Source organism: Bacillus sp. FJAT-27225 (genome assembly GCF_001685025.1).
Taxonomy (GTDB): Bacteria; Bacillota; Bacilli; order Bacillales; family Cytobacillaceae; genus Bacillus_D.
Genome location: NZ_MAYU01000025.1, coordinates 63,500 through 83,760, shown reverse-complemented (window position 1 = coordinate 83,760; position 20,261 = coordinate 63,500). Strand labels below are relative to the sequence as shown.

Here is a 20,261-nt window from a genome sequence, read left to right as displayed (position 1 = left end):
TGAATCCACGAAAATTTAACTTGCTTTGTCTTTCCCTTCTGGCTTGCCGATAACAAGAACCTGCATCGAAGTTGTTGAAACAGCTTTTCCTGCGAAGTTCTCTGATTCAGCGGCCAAGACGTGTTTGCCATTTTTCATATCCAGCTCTATCGAGAATAACCCGTCCTTGTCAGCTTTTACCTCTCCCAGCAGAACTTGCTTGTTCCCTGCTTTTTCAAAAATACGAACAGTGGAAAGAGGTTCTGCCTTTCCTTTTATAACCGCAGGTTTCTCTTTTACAACGATATTCTCACTTTCCCATGCCGGTGCGGTAGGAAGCTGCTGCTCCGCTTCAATTGACCATTTAACCGCATTGGCGAAAAGCTGCTTTCCGTTTGCAGTCCATCCGTATTCTGGCCCAATGATATTGGTTACTGCAAACGAAGATAGAAGAAGATGCATATGCTCCTTGCTGCGGAATTCGTATCCAATGGCATCCCCCTTTTCGGCAGCATCCATTTGCATTCCTGCCAGCGTTAACCCGCTGTAGTTTTTAAATGTTGCATACGGGCTCTTTTCGGCATGTATCCTGATTAGGCCGTCTTGATCTGCCTCAAGACCATCAAACAACGGATGCTCCGAGAGCAGTTTGAGGTAAACGGCTCCTTCATTGTAGCCTTGTTGATCAGGATCCGGATTTCCCAGAGACTGTTGCAGCAGCTGAATAGAACCTTCTTTCACTCCCCATGTGCCGGTAAATATCAGGCTGACTTTGTTTTCATCACTTTCCTTAATCAATTGGTCGACCTGTTCTTTTGTTCCGGTCTTTGTGTTGACAATGACCGCTTTATACTTGTTCAGCTGGCCTAGGATGCCCCAATCGTTTTCCTCTGTAAAAATGTCGTGCTTATTGAGGAATTGGCTGATTGATCCATTCATATCACCGAGTACAGCGACCTCGAAGGCATTCAATTCAAGGTTACGTGTAACATCTGTCGACTCGACGACCACATTGAATGTCGCTGGCAGGTATCCTTCCATAACCACTTCAAGGGTGTATTCGCCTGGCAGGAGATTCTCAAATGCGTACGAACCATTATCCCCACTCGTTGCCGTTCCTTTGAAATCTGGTTCATCCTTAGGAATGAGTGATATGGCTGCTCCTGTAACCGGCTTGCTTGTTTTCTTGTCGATGACAGTTCCTTTGAGATCGGCGCCTTCAAGTGCTTCGAGGGTAAAATTAACTTCGGCCGTGCTGCCAGTTTCCTCGATAACGGCCTGCTTTGTTTGTTCCGTATAGCCGCGCGCCTGTACCTTAACTTGATAATTTCCTACGCCGATGCCAATTCGATATAGGCCGGCTGCATTGGTCGCTGTTTTTACGTCTGTTCCCGGGATGGTCACTAACGCACCTGCGATCGGCTTGCCGTTATCATCGGTGACGGAACCTTTGATTTCTCCCTGGCTTGCTGTTAGGGCATAATCGATTGCATTCAGATAAATCTTGCTTGAATTCTCCGTCCAGCGATCGGCAGGGTTGCCATAACTCCCAACCTGCAGACCGGACAGCAAGATATGGACGCTGTTGGAAGAACTGAATTTAAACCCGATTGCATTACCCAAGTTTCCTTTAACAGGGTTCGTCATCGTACCAATCGTTGTGCCGCTATAATTTTCATAATGCGCATATTGGACTGACCCTTTTGGATTCAATAGGAACGGATATTCCTTGCCCTGTTCAAAGCCCCGGAAGATTGGATGGTTCTGGTCAACGCGAATATTAATTTCCTTATCGACATAAGCACTAGTCACCTTTTGCGGATCAGCATACGCTTTTGACAAATCATAAATCGAACCCAATCCAAATTGGCTGCCAAAAATGATGCTTGTTTCGCTTTCATTTGCTTTCTCGACCATCACTTTGAAGCGGTCCTTCATCGTACTCGCTATGTCGTTGGCGATAATCAGTTTGTAATCCTCAATCTTTCCAATCAGCGTTTCAAAGTCATTGAACGAATAAAAATCAGCTTCGTATCCGTTCGATTGAAGGAAAGGTATGATCCGCGTTTGATTAACTGTATTGGCCAGTACAGCGATTTTTTCGGATGCGAACAAGGACGCATTTAGCGAGGTTCCATTTCCTTCGGTTATATCGATTGTTTCAAAAACAGGCTTATAGCCCGGCGCACTGATTCTAACTTCATACGTACCAGCTGGCAGTGTCAGTTCAAATTCACCTGATTCGTTTGTTTTGGCTTCAGCTGGTGTACCAAGCGCTTCAATTGTTGCGCCCTCAATGACATCCTTAGTTTGGGCATCTGCAACTTTACCACTAAGGGTTCCGGCGTTTTCGGATTGAATGATAAAGTTCTCGTTAAGGACCTGTCCATTATTAATTGTAATGGTGAAGTCTTGCTCCTTGTGTCCGAACGCCTTCACGGTCAGCGTGTAAGACCCCTGTTCAAGAGCTGTGAAGAATTTCCCTTCTCCATCTGTTTTTAGTACCTTGCCCGTTTCCTTGATGGACACATCTGCTTTTACCGACATGCCTTTTTCATTTTGGATTTGGGCATGGAGTTCACCAGCAAGTGATGCTTTTTCTGCTAAAGCCCAATCGATTGCATTCATTAACAACTTTTCCCTGCCCGCATCAAACAATGTCGCATCGCCTGGATGGAAAACATGGCTAATCGTTAAATTCGCGAGAAGAATTTCAACAGATTGACTTGTCCGTCCTTTGTAGGCAATCATTGAGCCTTTTTGTCCGGTTGTGGTTTGTTCGAAATCTACGACCGTTTTTCCGGAATAGCCAGTAAACCCATAATAGTATCCAGTCTTGCCCGGGATTTCAATTACGTCTCCAGCTTTGAAGCCAGCTGTTAACGGATGCTCTTCTTTCACTATTCCTTTTGAGTCTGTCTTATTTGTTCCTTCAATGATTGCCGCCGGATTGGCTTCATACTCCCAAAGATAGCGGATTGAGCCTCGCCCGCCTGCCTGACCTGTCCATATGATCGATTTTTTCTTTTTATCGAGTGCTTCCTGGAAAGCTTTGAAATCAGCTTTTGTTGGAACAGCGTCTGGTTTATAATCCGAGTTGGCAAAAACAAGGTCGACAGTATCCAACTTATCCAGGTCCTTGAAGCTTACGTATTCGACTTTATAGCCTCGCTCCTCCAAGTAGGACTTGAATGTTTTCCCGGACGCTGTCAAGTCTACGATTATGCCAATGGTTGGCGATGGCAGCATTTTTACCTTCAGTGCCAGCTCTTCGCCTTCAGCAATTTCTACTTCAACTTCTTCTCTTACATACCCTTGTTTTTCAACACGGACGGTATAGGTGCCCGGTTCAATTTTTCCAAGGCTGAACTGACCTTGCATGGTTGATTCAGCTGACCTTGGTTTGCCTACGAGTGTTATCTTTGCACCTGCTACCGCATTGCCATCCTTTTCATTCTCAATCGTCCCAGTGATGGAACCGACGTTTTCAGCAACCTTCATGGAAATGGCTTGCGCTTCCCCATCGAGCAAAGCAGAAGCTTTTAATGTCCTTGTTTCATAGCCATATGCACTAATGGTGAGTTCATACTCTCCCTCCTTGATGGCAATCGAGTATGCTCCGGTTGCCGGGTCGGTTTCGGCTGAAAATGGCGCATCCTTCACCTTTATGCTGGCAAGGAGCGGCTGCCCATTCTCATCCACGACAGTACCGCTTATAGTCGTGAACTTTGCATTTGCCGCCCAAAGGATGGCATTGAATAAAATTTGTTTGCCTTCAGCAGTATAATCCTTTGAACCGTGATAGGAGGAAAAGCCATGCCCTGCCATCAATAGTTCGGCACTTCCCTCTGTCCTTGGTTTATAAGCAAGTCCAAGGCCATGCGATGTGCTTGCACCCTCATGCTTGATTTCCGCTAGCGGATAGCCGCTGTAATTTTTAAAATAACCAATCGCGCTTGCAGCCGGGTTCAGGATTTTTACGGTGTCTCCTGTTTTTGCCCCACCGAGGATAGGGTGTTCCTCAATTACTTTGTACATTGCTGATTGGGTTGTGCTGCGGGCCGTTCCCCGTGATTCCGGATCTTTCCTATAGTTGACTAGGTGATTAATTCCCGCAGAACTCCAGTACGCTTCCCCGAATATGACGCTCGTTTCTGCGCTATCAGCAGCTTTCATTGCGCCTTCAAAAATGGGCTTTGTTAGTCCGAGGCTGCTTGGATCATTAATGAATACGACATCGAAGTCTTTCATCTTCGCAGCTAAGTCTGCTGGCTGAATATCAACAGCCGTAACTCCATGTTCCTTCATGAACGCTTTGAAGTTCTTATCTGATGAAGAATAATCACCAACCACACCAACTGCAGGCATTTTATTTAACTTCACATCAATTTCTCCGGTATGGCGGGCTATGTCAACCTCTTGGGAAAACACAATATAGCCATCCTTCGAGAATGTAAGCTTGTAGATTTCTTCCTGCAAACCAGTAATTTCATAACGTCCATTTGCACCCGATACTGCTTCGGCAACTGTTTCACCAGCAGCGTTCTCCGCTTTAACGTTGACTCCCGAGATTTCATTGTTTGTTAGAGCATCGGTGATAATACCTGATAACGTACCGCGCTCCGAGCTTCCGAGTGTGACTGACACCTCTGCTGGGTTCCCTTTTGCTGCCGTGAATGTGACGGTCTCGGTCCCATGTCCTTTGCCCCTCACTTCAAGTGTGAACGTTCCTTCATCATGGAAAAACTCGAATTCACCGTCCTCATTCGCTTTCGCTTTCACTCCGGTTTCAACCACTTCAACGCTAGCCTCAATCGGCTCCCCGTTTGAATCAACAATCTTCCCTGATACTTTACCGAATTCGGTTCCGTATAGAAAATCAAGGCTATTTAGGAGGATTTGGCGCTGCCCTTGCAGCCAGCTGTCAGTCTGTTCCCATGGAGCCGAAGCAAAACTTGATAGCAACAGATGTACACTGCTTTCCGAAACGGCCTGATAAGCTACACCAGAACCTACATAGCCGATTTCGGTTGTTCCAATTTTTCCGATTGTCCTTCCTGTATAATGGTTGAACCAGGCAAAATCGGCATCATGTGGAAGCATGGAAATTTCCGCCCCAGCTTTATAGCCTTTCAGGATTGGATGTTCTGACTCAACCTTCAGCCTGACTTCACCTACATCATAGTCATGTCCGAGGTCGGACGGATTGTTATAATAATCCTTTAAATGGTGGATTGAGCCATAATTCATGCCCCACTGATCCGTAAAAATGATGCTCACATTGTTTTGATTAGCAAGGTCTATAAGATTCTTAACCTCTGCCTCAGTTGGCTTTACACCATCTGAACCATATGCACCATTCAAATAGAGCACCTTGTAGCGGCCGATGTCCTCGACAACGTCCCAGCTGCGTTCCTCTGCCGTATAGCCGCTCTTTTCGAGAAGAGTTGTGATTTGTCCCTTGTAATCATTCAGGACAGCGACATCAATAGGCTGCAGCTCGAAACTAATGGAAGTTACTTCCCCCTGCTTAACTGCAATGGCTCTTTGTCCATCTTTAAAGCCATTCAATGAGAAGGCAACATTCCACGTTCCTTCGTACATCTCTTCTTTTGTAAAAATGCCACTAGCATTGGTTTTTCCACTTATGCCAGTCCCCTCTACCTTGACGTCGACTCCTTCTAAAGAGTTTCCTGTCCGTTTATCCTTAACCGTGATCGAAATCGACCCTTTTTCCGCATCCTGCAGCTGGTAATCCTTTACTACTTTATAACCTGAAACCAACTGGATTTTTTCGGTAAGCTGTTTTTTCCCATACATGGAAATACGGACTGTATAGTCGCCAGGAACATGCTTCAGAATGAAGCCGCCGTCCTCGCCGGCTGTAACCTCATCACCGGTTTCTTCGACTGTAACCGTGCCTTTTACAGGCTTCCCGTCTTTATCTGTAAGTTTCCCCACAAGGACACCTGGTGATTGATAGCTCTGGATTCCATTTAGATAAGGTAAAATCACCTGTCCAGGCAGGACGGGAATACCTGATGTGCTGTAAACTGGCAGGATAATATCCTTCAAACGTTCACCGGTATACACATCCAACACGGAAACTGAACCGTTCGTACTTGCAAAAAATAGCAGGCCATTCGCGGTAACTGTACCGTTATTCAATGTCGTTCCAACCGCTTTATTGCTCCAGAGTTCTTCGCCTGTCTGCTTGTCAAATGCGCGCAAGTTGGGCTGTGATGCTGATCCGGAGATAACCATGGTTTCATAGACAATTGGTGAGCCAGCCTGTGTATCGCCAACCCCTTCAACCTTCCACTTTTCAGCTCCTGTTGCTGCATCTACCGCATAAAGAGTACCGGTTGAAGTGTCAAAATTGATTCCATTGAAATATAGGACTCCGTTATCAAATACGGGCTTTGAGGCAATTCCTTCTTTGGAAATTGTCTTTTTCCACACTTCTGTCCCATCTTCAATCTTTAAGGCTCGGATTGTTTGATTATCGTAGCTTCCGACGTATATCAGCCCATTGCCAATGCTTGGACCGAAATAGGTGGGAGCTCCAAGTTTTACGCTCCACAGTTTTTCACCTGTTCTTGCGTTCAGAGCAGAAAGATGGGCATTGTTTGTCAGATCAGACGACACAAACAAGGTACCGTCATGGTATACAGGGGATTCATAGATGGCCATTGCCCCAACATTCGACGTCCATTGTATTGCACCTGTTTTTAAATCGAGCGCATAAATCTTGCCGTCCTGTCCGCCAGAAAGGTAGACTATATTGCCTTCAACGGTTGGAGAGGAACGGTTGTTGCTGCCTAGCCGAATCTCCCATTGCTCTTTGCCAGACTTGCTATCAAGCGCGATGACCCAGCCTCTGTCCGTTATCAGGACGACTTTGCCATTTGCAGCGGCTGGTGTCGAGAAGAGGATGTCTCCTTTTCCGGCCAGACTGTATTCCCACGCCTTTTCCAGCCCTTCAATATCAATCGCATTAGCCGAGACCGCATTACGGTTCACGTTCCCATTTGCCATTTTCCAATCTTTGCTTAAACTTGTTCCAACCCTCTTTACCTTTAACTCTAAGGACAGGTTGTTATTAACCTTTATTTCTTGCGACTGTCCTTTGATTCCTTCGCCTGTCACAAGGACACCATATGTGCCAGCTGGTACTTGCTTAATTTCGAAATTACCGCCCCCGTCCGTCCGGATAGCCGACAGAGGTGTGCCGTTTAGGCGGATAAACGCGAACGAAATCGGATTTCCTTCCTCATCAACCACTTTTCCTTTAATTGTAAAGGCTTCAGCATCATCAAGAACAACATTCAACGTCGCAGCTTTTCCTTTTTCTAGTTCTACAGTTCCTTCATACGTTTTGTAGCCAAATGAAGAAACAGTTATCTTGTGCGAGCCCTCCCTAAGTTTGAATGCAAAAACTCCTTTTTCGGAAACATCATAAGATAACCCTTCAGCCTTTATTTCAAGCCGGGCTGCAATTGGCTCGCCTCTCTTATTTTTAACTGAACCGCTAAGGTCACCAGCAAAAGCTGCTTCCGTAACAGCCTGATAAATATTAATGATTCCACTTCCGTATGAATCATTCGGGAGGGTTCCCATATGAGCTTCAATACGTACAGTGTCCTTCAAGACTTTTTTTACTTCTTCAATTGTAAGGTTCGGATTAGCCTGATACAGGAGGGCTATGGCTCCTGTTACATGCGGGGTAGCCATCGAAGTCCCACTGATGGTGTTGTATTTCCCTTGATTCCGCTTGCTGGGCCATGCTGAATAAATTCTATGTCCGGGTGCGGAAATATCCGGCTTTATTAACCGATTTGTCCCGCCGCTTCCATCGGGCCAATAAACAGGGCCTCGGCTGGAAAATGATGCTGTTTGGTCATACATATCGGTGGCCCCGACTGCAAACGTTTCAGGAAAGCTTCCGGGTGATCCGATTGTCTGAGCACCCGGTCCATCATTCCCCGCTGCAAATGACGGAAAAATCCCAGCCGATACCCACGCTTTTACATCTTCATAGAATTCGAGGTTATATGTATTCGAATTTCCCCATGAATTGTTGACCACATGCGGTGCTTTTGATGGGTCCCCTCCAGGTGCCAGGAACCATTGAAACGCCTGGTGGATAGCTGATAGAGTCGTAGAACCTCCATCATTGAAGATTTTGGCGGCTATCCATTCTGCTCCTGGGGCAACCCCGACTGGCTCACCTGCGCCGCCTCCAACAGAAGTGCCGGCAACATGCGTCCCATGGCCATTTCCATCGTTCGGTGTTTCGTATCCTTGGCCTGATAGGTCAATCCATGAATATTGATGATTCCCATCCCCGCCGCGGTAATTATTTTTTAACGCTTCATGGTTACCGTCAACTCCGGAATCCATGATTCCGACTACAATACCTTCCCCTTTAAGACCGTATTGCCCCCATACCTTTGGAGCAAAGATCTTCTCTAGACCCCACTCTGGCAGCCTTGGAGGAGATTCCTCCACTGTAATTTCCGGCAGGCTTAAGGTTTCATCAAGGGTGATCGATGCAACATCATCGCGCTGCTTCAGTTCCTCGATAGCCTCTTTTGTTACCTTTGCCGAAAGTCCGTTTATAATCCACAATGAATCCTTTTTCTTTGCCTTTCCTTTTGACTCCATCGCAGCAAGTGCCTGTTCGATTCCTTTTTGGGAGGAGTTTGCCTTTTGTTTCAGATGGCTCTGAATAGTCTTGATTTTGTCCGCACGCGACTTTTGCTGCTTCATCTGTGGATAGATTGATTCGAGATTAGGTTTTTCTTTCATTCTGATGATGACATTGACTTCGTTGCTTTTCTTAAATGCTTCTTGTAAAGTTGTTTCAGCCCTTTTCTGTTCCTCTACGGCAGCTTTAGCGGCTTTATCTTTTCCTTCTTCCTTCAGCGGCAGCGGTTCAATTCCCAATCCCTTCAGAAGGTTCGGAAGCTCTTGATTATCTCCCTTAATTTGTTCCTCGGCTGATTCATGCTGATTTGCAGAATTGGCTTCTTTTTCACGCTTCTCTTCAAGCTGAAGCTCTTCCTTGGAAAATCTCTTCGGTTTCGAATCTGCAGCCATTGCTAGATTGGGCGCAAAAGTCGAAACTAGCAGTAAAACTGCGAGCATTGCCCCCAACCATTTTCGGACTGTTCTTTTCCTGAAAATATGCAAAACTAGCACCTCCTAAAGTTTTGATACTCGAAGTATACTAGGTTTACGTACGTTTATCCTTATTAATTTTTAATATTCATAAAATTTAGATAATATGAACTAGTAAATTTTTCCTCCACTGGTATAAAAGTATTAAACCTTCTAAAGCAAGTGAAAATGACTCTCACCTTCTCCTTCTAGCTTTTATTTGCCTTTTTCCCTTTCCTGCTAAATTTGAGCATTTTTAACTTCTTCAGGCCTAACGCTTTAAGGGGTTTTTGTCGTTTGTTCTACAGAAGACATAAGTCCAAAGACCTGAATTAGTAGAAAGACTTTGAGGTTGGTACAATCCACTTAGCAACTCTTCCAATTACCAACTCTGTAAAGCTAACGATCAAGTAAAGAAAAAGATGCCGTGCAATCTTCAGAAACTGAAAATGCACGGCATCTTTTTACTGTTTAACAGATAGAGGTTTGTTTATTTTTTGCCGATTAAAAACTCGGCCTGTTTTTCTTGAGCTTTAAAACCATGAACCGTTTCGCCATTTACGATGACTTTGTAAACACCTCTTGCATCATTTTTTTCCGGCGTGTATGTGGCTTTGTAGCTGACGCCAGTTGATGCTGGAAGAGTGACAACAGTCCCATTAGGCTTTACGACCTTTGCCGACCATGTTAGCGGCTGATTCGCCGTAGCGCTAATTACAGCTGGATTTTTAAAGCTAACATCTGTCTTTGGTGTCACGCTTACTGACTGAATAACTGGCATTTCTGCCTTGCTCAGCCTGTAAATGTTGACTGTTTTAGTTGTGGTGTGGCCAGCAAGATCGACAACCCTTACTGTAAAGGTATTTTGTCCCTCTTTCAGACTGACTTCAGAGTTGAACGTTTGATTGTAAGGAACCGGTTCGGCCCATGAACTTGGTCCGGAACTGAATTTCACTTCACTATCATTCACGTATACTCTGATTTGGTCAAAGTTATCCTTAACAGTGATTCCGAGATTTGCTTTGGTTACTCCACTCTCAACATAGTCTGGAGCTGTTACATCCAGATTTGCCGGAGTTGTATCGATAAATACTGGACGGCGCTGGATTTGAATTTCATTTCCAGCAATATCGACTGCCTTCACGGAAATTTCGTGAACTCCATCGTGAGGAACTGTAACCGTTGTGGCAAAGCGATACCGCTCTTCCTCTACATTCGAAGCATTCTTCTCCATGACCCGGTTGAATGGAACGGAATTGCCATTGACGTAAATCGCCTCAATCAAGGACTCGTCACGGACATAACCTTTAACAGAAATCTCTTTAGAATTAAGGATTGATGCATTTCCAGGCGTTTCAAGCGTGATGACTGGAACAGCCGTATCCCCTGTTGCCACATTCCTTGCTGTTTGGGTCGTAATGTTATTGGCAAAGTCATATGCTACAACCTCAACCTTTGCTCCTTTTGGTACATTTACAGCTGATAAATCATAGGAAGTAGCCGTTGGAAGAAGCAATTGATTGGCAGGTAAAACAGTTACGCCATCAACCTTCACTAGGAAGTGCTGAAGCCCGATTCCACTGCCATCATTTGCTTCCCAGGTCAGCTGTTTTGTGGTTGTGTTATATGTTGCATTCACAACCGGCTTTGTTGTATCAACAACAAAAGGTATACGCTTTGTTTGCCATTCGGCATCACGGTGTTTCATATCAACTTTTGCCTTTATTTCATAGAAGTACTTGCCGTCTGGAACGATTTCACCGTTCACCTTTCCGTCCCAGCCGCGGACAGTCGAGTAGGAATACCTAGTTGCCAAGCTGCCATAGTGTTTCCTGACAAACGTTTCAGTACGGATTGTCCTCAGTTTATTGCCATCTGCATCGAGGACATTGAATTGCATGTCGGTCGCGTTTCTGAGGAAAGAAAGAACTGGAACAATAGTATCAAATTGGCCGTCACCATTTGGAGAAAGCGAGAACTTGCTTACTGCATTTGCATACCCGTTAACTGGATCAAAGCCGATATATGTTCCACGGTTGTCAACCATTCCAGCGACTGGAGTTCCGCCGGCGCCGTCAGTGAAGAAGAACTTGTTGTCAATATTCCGGAGGCCGTCAAGGATTGCCGGGCGATCCCATTTGCCATAGAAACCGACATACGGGACAACCAGATTTACTTCCTCTCCGGTTACATCCTCAAGGCGGACAAATCCTTCAACAAAAATATCCTCTTTTAAATCAAACTCTGTTTTAGCACCAGTGCTTGTGTAACCTGGAATTTTCGCGTTGGTCAAATCGATGCTGACTGGAATTTCAACACTGCCGCCTGCTGGTACAGTAACCGTTTCGGGTGCAGTAACGGCTGCATTTTTTAAAGGCTCCGAGCCTCTAAGATGCGGATCTCCAGTTGTTGCTACCCCAGCTGACCAGTTCATATCACCAGAAGCGAGGCGCTGAATCGCATCAGTAAGAACATCAACGTTTACTTTATAGGTGACAGCTTTGCTAGCAGAATCATTAATTGCTTTTACTTTGAACGAAACCACTTTATTCATAAAATCCTCAAGCTCAACTTTTGCTTCGTTTGTTTCCGGATTAACGGCGCGAACCGAAGTAAGAGTCGCATTATGAATTTGCATCATTCCGGCTCCCTGTAGGCGCGGGGAATATGCAAATCCGTTTGTTCCAGTCGTGACTGCTGCAGTATTCATCATTAGAACTTTTGCAAGTCGTGTCTGCTGAGACAATGGAAGGTTCTTGTAAAGCGGATTTTCTTTTATATACTCCATTACAAGTGCTGAACCACCAGCAACATGTGGAGCAGCCATCGATGTTCCGCTCATGAACCCATATTTGTTGTCATTTAAAGTCGAATAAATATTTCCGCCCGGTGCCATGATTTCAGGTTTGATTTCAAGGCTTGGCGTTGTTCCCCAGGAAGAGAACTCAGTTGGCCGGCCGTTTTGCGGTCCCGGCTGGGAATTTGAGATAGCAAAGTTAATAGTTGTATTGCCTGAAGTATAGAGCTGATGCATTTGATCAGCGGTTGGCTTTGTTACAAGCATAAATGGAATGGCAAATCCACCTTGGTCCTTAAAAATTGTCCCGCCTGTACCTGCATCGTATACGATAATCCCAGCGGCCCCTTGTTTGGCAGCTTCCGTCGCTTTATCTGTTAAAGCAGAAGGTGTTCCGCCGCGCATAACAGCAACAATCTTGCCCTTCACATCAAGTCCAGCATAATCTGCCGCAGCGCCATTTTTTGTTCCAAGGGAAACAAAGCCATATTGCCTGTCGCCAAGCTTTTGAATCCAATTATCGCTTGTATACCCAACACCACTTACTGGGTTCCCGGTTAAAGATAGGCCGAATTCATACCAGGTTTGTGTATTTCCGGATGCAGCAACCTGAACGGAATCGGTTGATAGCCCAGGGGCACCTACCAGGCCAATATCAGGGTTATCGGCAAAAGGTGTCTTATAGCCGCGGCCGATATGGCGGGAGTTACCAGCGGAAACGGAAGAAACAATCCCGTTATCAGCAGCCCGTGTAATGGCCAAATTGGCTGGATCTTCAGCTGTATAGAACGAAGCTACCGAGCCAAGGCTCATATTCAGTACATCTGCGCCAAGTTTAATTGCTTCATCAATAGCTACTACATAAATGTCAGAGTATGTTGACGCATAACTTGGGTCATTACTGAAAACCTTCATGGCAAGCAGCTGTGCTTCCGGAGCTACGCCCTTAATGCCGCCCTGTTCAGGGTCCCCATTAGCGCCAACAGTTCCGCCAACGTGCATCCCATGATTTGATCCGCCCGGGACCAGGTCGCGAACTTCGGTATTACGGTCAAAATAATTGTACCCGTAAGGAATCTTCTCTGTGAAATATTTTCCTTGAAGGTTATGCTGAGCTGCCAGTGCACTTACTTCTTCGGAGGAAAGGTCGGATTCAACTCCTTCACTAATGACCATATCGCGGTGTGATGGATCCATACCGGAATCGATAATGGCTACGACCATGCCTTCACCTTTGTAGTTGCCCTCAGTCCATGCTCGATATGATTGGATATACTCATGGCTAGTCGCCATATCCGGTTCAACGATCGGCCTTTCATACTCATTAGTCAAATAAACTTTTTTAACCTCAGGCAGACTTTCAATCACCTGAATGTCGCCATATGCTACTTCGCCGCTAAACCCGTTCATGACAGCTGTAAAGTTATTTTTATAGTTTACTTTGATTTTTTTATCGGCCAGCTTTTGCTTGGCCTTCTTCTGGGCGTTAACAGCTTTCTCATTTAAACTTTTCTTTTCTTGTTTTGATAGCTTAGAATATTTCACACCTTTTTTTGTTGCATACTCAATGGCTGATTCTTCATTGAGCTCAACAATCACCCTTACCTTTTCCGCCGAATCAAATGTGGCGGATGCTTCATCTGCACCAGGTACCGATTCTTCACTGTTTATTGAGGATACAAGCTCCTTGCTTGTCCCTGTTCCTGCCGGGAGCTGGGGTACAGCATAGGCAAAGCTGGAAAACGAAAGAAGGAAAATTAATAACAAGGCAATACTTTTCTTACTATTCTTCATACCTCTCCCCATTTCAATAAAATTTTATTCTCTTTTTTATGTACCGAAGACTCCCCCTTGCAACATTATTCTTCTAACATTTTTAATAGTCAGAACAATCTGAATGTACCATGGTTTTTGTGTATGTCGTAAGGGTCTTATGGCCTATAAAATTATTTTTTTGAAAAGGAAAATTATACAATAAATGTAATATATTAAAACTTACTTACCTCACCTAATACTAGCTATTTAGAAAACATAAAAAAAATGCAATAATCCATTATGGACTATTGCACTTGAGATAATAATAATTTTTATACTTGTTTTATTTCACAACTGAAGATTATAAACTAATACTTCTATTCCTCGCTAGGACGATTGGTTTGTGTAGGTAACGTATCCCAGAAGCTTGTATCTACTGTTTCAATGGAATTGTCAGCTATTGCCCTTACTGTAGCATCCAGTGTTTCAATTGTTTGCTTGATTAGATAACCGTTACTTTTTTGGCCGAGAGCATAGGATTCAATATAGTGGTCAGACATGCCCCTCATCTCAAACAGCAGCGTTGCGATATCATAACGAAGCGCTGCACCATTGCGGCCGATATTGGCTCCAGAACCCCCGTCATATTTCCCTATATGTCCCCAGCCTTTCTTTTGAAGCTCATGATAGACTACCGCTCCAAGCTTTTTCGAACTTTGTAAAACTTCAGGTTTAACTGCCGAATTGGTCGGATAGAGAATAGAACCAGAAACGAGTTTCCCATCTACTTCACTTCTTGTTCCTTGATGATGCAAATCAATCATATAATCAATGTTATATTTTTGAAGAACATTTTCGTGAAGGAAACGAGCTTCAGGCTGCATTTTTGCTGTCGCTTTATCATGCTCGCGGTTTAAGTCAAAATTGTTGGCGTTAGCACGAGTGAGATGGCGGTCCCCATCTGCAAGGTAGTTATCGAGCGAAAAATTAACATCCCCCATTGCGCCATCAGCATTGAGCATAGGAATGATAAGGATGTTTACCTTATCAAGGACACCCTTGGTCTTGTTTGTGCCCAAGTGCTTAATAAATTCAAGCGCACCTTCTGTTGTAAGCTGTTCATTCCCGTGCTGCTGAGTTAAGAATAGAATTGTAGGATTTTCGGGATTGGAAATGTACTTGACGAGGTAGATATCCCTTCCTTTCACAGTCTGCCCAATCACCTCAAGCGTCATTGCATCCTGTTTGTTCTCCTGAGTTTTTAAATAGCTGACAAGATCATCATAGGTATGTAGAATTGAAGTCTGGATGGAACCATTACCTGCGCTTGGGCCGTTTCCAACTGCTCCAGCCGGAACCCCTAGCATACCTACTGCGCTGAATGCCAATAAACCCGAAAATGAGACACATAAAAACTTCTTCTTAATACTCATGTAACCCCTCCACCTTTTTAATATAAAGCGCTTACATATATAGTTTAGTAATAATCTGCTTAGGCGGAAATAGAAACGAATACTCATTTTTCTGACAATTACTGCGCGGTAAGTAGGATAGAAGGAGCAGACTCAAATCAATCTCTACAGGAAAAATTGACCTTTAGTCCCAAATCTATCCCTAAAAAAATACCACAGCCAAAAAGGCTGTGGTTGCTGGTACTCTGAATGCAAAGCCCAATATTTTTGTCAATATAGTAACTATTATTCTTTATAAACGAATTGCTCCTTCCCATAGTAGTCCTTATATAAGACAGTTTCAATTTCTCCATTCTTGCAATAATAGAAGATAAGATGTTCGTCTATCATTTCAGTTACAAAATGAGCCGTTGACGAATCTGCCTGTATTGGTACAAGTTTAAATTTATATAAGACTCCGTACATTTTAGGAACTAGTAAGTACAATCCCCCATTTTCGTGGGAAAGCTCAAAAAGCTTGTTTTGCTTCGTTTCAGAATAATATGAACCCGCCAGCAACCTTTTATTTGTGAATTCCACAGGTATAGCGGCAGGTGGGGATTGAACACTTTCTCCAAAAACAAGTTTCGCCAATTCTTGTGTAAGGTAAGGTACAGGAGAAACATTCATATTGCTCAAGTAAATAATCGTTATGCCAACATCTACAAACCTGAGGAAATCACTATAAAAACCACTTATATCTCCCCAATGATGGATGCATTTCCTCCCCAAAATCTCATCGGCCACCCAGCCGCATGCGTATGATTCATGATAGGGAGTAAACATTATGTCCGATAATTCCTTGCTCAGAAGACGATTTGTTCTCAATGCCCTATCCCAAATGGAAAGGTCCTCAGTCGTGGAATAAAGGCCATACGCTCCTAATGGAAACGATAAGTCTGCGTAGGCTGGATGAATTGGCTTCTCCCAGAATGAATAGCCGGACGACAGATTGGGAACCACCTTGACTCCATCATCACAGCCAGTGTTATGCATCCCTAACGGCAGACAAATTTTTTCCTGTATGTACTCTGCGTATGACATACCAGAAACCTTTTCAATTATAGCCGTTAGCAGTATGAATCCTGAACTTGAATATTCATTCCTGCTCCCTGGTTTAAATTCCAATTCAAGATTTTTGAATGAATCTATCAGCTGATCCAATGTGGAGGGAAGTCTCATTGTTGCTGGCCAAAAATCGGGAAAACTTGTAAAATTGGGAGTCCCTGAAGTATTGGTTAAGCAGTGATAAATTGAAATTTTATCGCCAGTTGGATAATTGGGAAGGTACTTGCCAATGAAATCCTTTATATTTAATTTCTTTTCCTCATGTAATTGAAAAATAGCAAGCGAAGTAAATGCTTTCGTTAAGGAGCCAATTCGAAATTTGGTGGTTTGTTTATTCGGTACCTTATGTTCCCAATTCGCCATGCCAAATCCTTTGTTCACTAGAATATCATCGCCAATCGAAATGAAAATCGATCCACTCAAGTATCCATTTTGCTCATACGCTTCTATCCAATTGTTTAAGCGAGTTTCTAAATTCAATATAATTATTCCTTTCTAAGCATGAGTTTGTGAACACTATCAACAACCCATTCTCTCTTTAAGTTGGCTATCAACTTTACATAATAAGATTATTTTCTAACAAACTCGCTCTTGAGTAAACCCATGATAATCGTGTCATGGTATTCATGATTATAATATATGCTCTCTCGTTTAATTCCTTCTTGTTTAAAACCAAGTTTCTGGTAAGCTTTTAAAGCCCTATGGTTATACGAATACACTTCCAGCTCTATTCTATGTAGATTATAGACCCCAAATCCATAATCCAATAATAGCTTCATCGCTTCAGGACCATACCCATTTGATAGATATTGGTCTTTTATTATCTGGATTCGAATAAAACAATTTCTATTTAAAAAGTCAATGTAGTTTAACTCTATATCCCCTATTACTTCATCTGTATTTTGGTCGGCAATAATTAGAAAAATTCTGCTCTCATCGTTGCTTATCTTGTTTAAATAGTCACTCATAAACTCTTTATTATAGACTCTCTTTAATCCCGTTAATGTCCTGGATTCCTTGACATAAAGCCCTTTGTAACACTCTTCCAAGTCAGTCTGCTGATACGGCCTTAAATATATTCTTTCCGATTCTAAAAACTTTTCTGTTTGCTTCACCATCTCATCCCCCTTTTCATTACTATCATAACAAAATGGCAGAAAATGGACATGTTTTATTCAATTATTCATTTTCCCTGTATGACACATGAAATGTTTCTTAATTGCCACAAAAAGGAATTGGGGAAGAATCCCAATTCCTTTTTATCTTGTATCTTACTATCATTATTAATAGTATTGATTTATTCAGTTTTATATTCCTTCTCTATCCCATCTTCAAATTCAATTTCTAATTCAATCTTTTCGGCATTTTCTGGAATGCTAAAAGCTTTTGAAACTTCATCCAGAACCTGCTTGTCAGGAGTTTGTTGGTCAAATGTAAAGGACTCGAATTTTTCATACAATTCCTTCATTGCTTCTTTCCCATTTAATTGGGCATTCTTCTCTTTGTCAACATAGGTTGCCTCTGCACCATTTTTTTCCTTCTAATTTTCATAACTGATTTCTATAGCACCCTTTGAATTCTGGTTATCTACTTCCAAGTCAAAAGAGACGAAATTAATGTCCATTTGGTTAACAGCTTGTTCCTTTGGTTGAGTTGTCACTTGATTTTCTGCAGGAGCGTTTTCTGGTGGAGGTTTCACTTCTTCCGCATCATTACAACCTGTAAGGACAGAAGCAGACATTAGCCCCCAGTGCAATCGGCTTGGCGAGATTCATTTTATCAGCTCCTTTTTTTACTTTATTCTTTCTCTTGTTGTTATGCCTTTATCCGGAATGGAAAAATCCAAACCATTTATAGCTATGTCTAGCGAGTAATGCCTTTTTTATCACCGTACAAACTGACGTGGCTTTCACTAGGATAAAGGATTTTCGTTTATGACTTATGGTAGAAAGGAGGCCCTAGCTTTTCTGGCAATAGGTGCTGGTACACGAAGGTAACATTCTAATGAAAGGCATTGTTATTTCTTTCCATCCATTTAAGAAAAGCGCGTTTTCTTGTATACATCCTTATTAAATAGAATGACATTTAATAGTTTCTACACACGGTTTCGGGGTACTTTTTGTTCTGATATATGGAGTAAAAAGTTTTCAGTTTTCACACAACTCTCAAGGGTAAGGAACTAATAGAAACCTAGGGATTCGGAGGTTTGGTATGTCACCAGAAGTTGTTGGAAAGAGCATTTTAGTACTCGGATTATTTTTCGTTCTTGGAATGGTAATCCGGTTTCCCGTCCCGTTTTTTCAAAAGTTGTTCCTTCCAAGCTCGATCATCGGTAGTTTTCTGGCGCTCCTGATTGGGCCACAGGTGATGGGAAGGCTGGTTAATTCGGCAGTGAGTGAGGATTCCATTTTTAAAGGCGGCCTTATTTCTGGTTTTTTTGGAGACAGCGTCTTTAGCTCTGTTATCTTTATAAAGTACCGAATTCCTCCAGTCTAAAGGCAGTATATGGTACTATACATTTAGCAAATTCGTAAAATATCGGGTGGTTATGGATTATATCCCTATTAGCAATCGGCCCTTTAATTATTATCTATATGAAATTCAAAACCTATAATCAAAATTAATCATTATGATAAAAAAAGAAACATTAAAATGCCTAATGTCGCAACCAGTGAAACATAAAATCCATTGGATAGAAGGCCCACTTCAACTCCTGACCTGCCTACCATTTTACTGACAAGGAGGTTAATGCCTGAAAAGGGGCTGAGTAAAACAGATAATGACCAGGCTAGCAACAAAAGTATAGCTAATGCGATACTACTAATCCCGAGTTCATTCGGCTCCAATTGCATTGCAAGTGCTGCTACAACAGCAATAGGGTGAATACCCACGTACGTTACTGTGATTACAATACCCATTACACATACAGCAAACAATAGGAAAGAATGGTGGGCTACCGTATTCAAAAACCCTGTTATCATAAGTGCAAAGCTTGTATCCTGCACTGCGTGACCAAATAATCCTGCACTTGTGAATAATATAATTTCATTGTTCATCATAGGAACTGTCTGATTACGGAATACATTCCAATGGGGGGAAAGCTGTATCCATTCCCTTGTAAATGTTCCCCATAATAATGGAAGAACAATTGAAATAAGGCTTACAATCACAATCATTGACCATTCTGTAAAATACTCAATTAACAATGGTGTTAATAAAAGGCTGGAAACATATAAACTTAACATGACCAACCGATTTCTCTCCCATCTTTCCAACGGGGATATATCGGTCGAAATAATATTTAAAGGGTGCTTTTCCTCCCAGGCTACAAGCAGTATGTTTCCTAAAAGCAATGAAAGGAGAGATAATGAAATACCAAAAAATATGTATTTTCCAACAGGCAATTCAAGGTAATAAAGGACCATGGTTACTGAAGTAAAATATGGAGACCAAAACATTGCAGTTGAAAAACCGACCAAATAGAGTTTAGAAGAAATCGCTGAAGGTAGTTTTAGGTTTGAAAGAAACTCATCTACTAACCGTACAGAACCAAGATTTAGAACTGGGCTTAGGATGAAAAGAGTGGCGGTTATTCCAGCAAAAAATATTTTTGGGTTATGCAACATGTTCCCGAGGAAGGAATCAAGTGCTTTAAAATATCCGCCTATTTTAAGCGGAACTGAAAGGAGGGGCGCGAGCGTTAAGATGCAGAGTAACGGCAGTACGAATAAAATTCCGTCAACTATTGCCTCTATTCCCCCTCCCTGGCCTATTTCCAAAGCGATTCCACTTCCCATCATTCCAATCGCAAGAATACGGGGAAACCCATGAGCCCTTATAATGCAAACTGAAAAAGAGATGAATGCCATAATGACAACAAGGTATCGTAACCAGTTAAAATTTAAAAAATAATACGTTAAAAACAACAAACACATAGAAAGTATAAAATAACTTTTCATGTCCCTCCCCTCCTTTTAGAAAATAGGCTATATTAAAAACTAGTATCGTTCTCAGAAATGAGAGATAAAAAGCAGGTCAAAAAACCTGCT

8 protein-coding genes and 1 pseudogene are annotated in these 20,261 nt (G+C 42.8%); 1 reads left to right on the top strand and 8 read right to left on the bottom strand.

Annotated elements, in window-relative coordinates:
• Window positions 1–15 precede the first annotated feature (15 nt).
• From A8F94_RS25485 to A8F94_RS25210, 7 genes and pseudogenes are all read right to left on the bottom strand, one after another.
• The gene (locus A8F94_RS25485) at window positions 16–9,174 is read right to left on the bottom strand and encodes a carboxypeptidase regulatory-like domain-containing protein (RefSeq protein ID WP_066206274.1); all 9,159 of its coding nucleotides are present in this window, start codon (window positions 9,172–9,174) and stop codon (window positions 16–18) included.
• Window positions 9,175–9,631: 457 nt separating this feature from the next.
• A complete protein-coding gene (locus tag A8F94_RS26425; protein ID WP_066206272.1) occupies window positions 9,632–13,732 on the bottom strand; it encodes a S8 family serine peptidase in 4,101 nt (1,366 codons plus the stop codon).
• A gap of 338 nt (window positions 13,733–14,070) precedes the next feature.
• On the bottom strand, window positions 14,071–15,126 hold the full coding sequence (locus tag A8F94_RS22895) for a M14 family zinc carboxypeptidase (protein WP_066206269.1): 1,056 nt from the start codon (window positions 15,124–15,126) through the stop codon (window positions 14,071–14,073).
• A gap of 264 nt (window positions 15,127–15,390) precedes the next feature.
• Window positions 15,391–16,692 carry a serine hydrolase domain-containing protein gene (locus A8F94_RS22890; RefSeq protein ID WP_066206264.1) on the bottom strand — a complete coding sequence of 434 codons (1,302 nt, stop codon included), beginning with the start codon at window positions 16,690–16,692 and terminating at the stop codon, window positions 15,391–15,393.
• 89 nt (window positions 16,693–16,781) lie between these two features.
• A complete protein-coding gene (locus tag A8F94_RS22885; RefSeq protein ID WP_254660933.1) occupies window positions 16,782–17,327 on the bottom strand; it encodes a GNAT family N-acetyltransferase in 546 nt (181 codons plus the stop codon).
• 182 nt (window positions 17,328–17,509) lie between these two features.
• Window positions 17,510–17,737 (bottom strand): annotated as a pseudogene (locus tag A8F94_RS25215) (YusW family protein); the annotation flags it as partial.
• A gap of 15 nt (window positions 17,738–17,752) precedes the next feature.
• Window positions 17,753–17,953, bottom strand: coding sequence for a hypothetical protein (locus A8F94_RS25210; protein WP_077247877.1), 201 nt, complete (start codon window positions 17,951–17,953; stop codon window positions 17,753–17,755).
• Between the two features lie 470 nt (window positions 17,954–18,423).
• On the opposite strand from A8F94_RS25210, the gene A8F94_RS22875 reads away from it, so the two are divergent.
• Window positions 18,424–18,708 carry a hypothetical protein gene (locus A8F94_RS22875; RefSeq protein WP_066206255.1) on the top strand — a complete coding sequence of 95 codons (285 nt, stop codon included), beginning with the start codon at window positions 18,424–18,426 and terminating at the stop codon, window positions 18,706–18,708.
• 131 nt (window positions 18,709–18,839) lie between these two features.
• On the opposite strand, the gene A8F94_RS22870 is transcribed toward A8F94_RS22875, so the two are convergent.
• A complete protein-coding gene (locus tag A8F94_RS22870; RefSeq protein WP_066206252.1) occupies window positions 18,840–20,171 on the bottom strand; it encodes a hypothetical protein in 1,332 nt (443 codons plus the stop codon).
• Window positions 20,172–20,261: the final 90 nt, after the last annotated feature.

Coding starts and splice junctions, on each gene's coding strand:
- A8F94_RS26425 (WP_066206272.1), bottom strand. CDS start 13,732: ATGAAGAATAGTAAGAAAAGTATTGCCTTGTTATTAATTTTCCTTCTT.
- A8F94_RS22895 (WP_066206269.1), bottom strand. CDS start 15,126: ATGAGTATTAAGAAGAAGTTTTTATGTGTCTCATTTTCGGGTTTATTG.
- A8F94_RS25210 (WP_077247877.1), bottom strand. CDS start 17,953: ATGTCTGCTTCTGTCCTTACAGGTTGTAATGATGCGGAAGAAGTGAAA.
- A8F94_RS22875 (WP_066206255.1), top strand. CDS start 18,424: ATGTCACCAGAAGTTGTTGGAAAGAGCATTTTAGTACTCGGATTATTT.
- A8F94_RS22870 (WP_066206252.1), bottom strand. CDS start 20,171: ATGAAAAGTTATTTTATACTTTCTATGTGTTTGTTGTTTTTAACGTAT.